Below are 508 nucleotides of genomic sequence, written 5' to 3'. Positions count from 1 at the left end.
TAAGAAAGATAAGCTTTCAAGGGAATCATATCAAAAGGTATTAGAGGACGAAAACAAAATTTCTGGGACTTTTGATCAAATGGGCAAAGCTATTTCTGAGCGTTTACAATTTGCATCGATACAAGATAAAGCTGTAAGTTTAGAAACTTTTGAAAACGTAGAAAATCGTTTTCAATACCTCAGAAATCTATTAGATGAACTTCCAACAAAAGAAGAGCTGAAAGATACTGCAGATCTTCAAGCACATATCGATGGTTCGTTAGCGATGATCCAAAATGAATTTATAAAGATGGAAATGGTAGCGCATTTACGTGACGCTGAGCAATCACTTATCAAAAGGAAAAAACGCGAACTTAGTATGAAATTTTTTAACCATGAAGCAAAAGGGATGCCTACCATACGATAAAAACAAAAACCACTGTAGAAGGTTCAGTACTATCCGAACAATTCAGAGGGGCACAAAGATTTTATCAAAGCCAAGATATCGTGCTGAAAACACTTAGGTAAT

1 protein-coding gene is annotated in these 508 nt (G+C 35.0%); it reads left to right on the top strand.

The annotated features are described in order from the left end of the window. Nucleotides 1–406 (top strand): type IV secretion system protein (locus tag ACFIML_RS09410; protein WP_375688072.1); only part of this gene is annotated, 406 nt, incomplete at its 5' end. Between the last annotated feature and the right edge of the window lie 102 nt (nt 407–508).

Origin of the sequence: Bartonella sp. AC62GZZY, assembly GCF_042196525.1 — a bacterium.
In the GTDB taxonomy this organism is placed as follows: domain Bacteria; phylum Pseudomonadota; class Alphaproteobacteria; order Rhizobiales; family Rhizobiaceae; genus Bartonella.
This window is presented reverse-complemented; position numbering and strand designations above follow the sequence as displayed.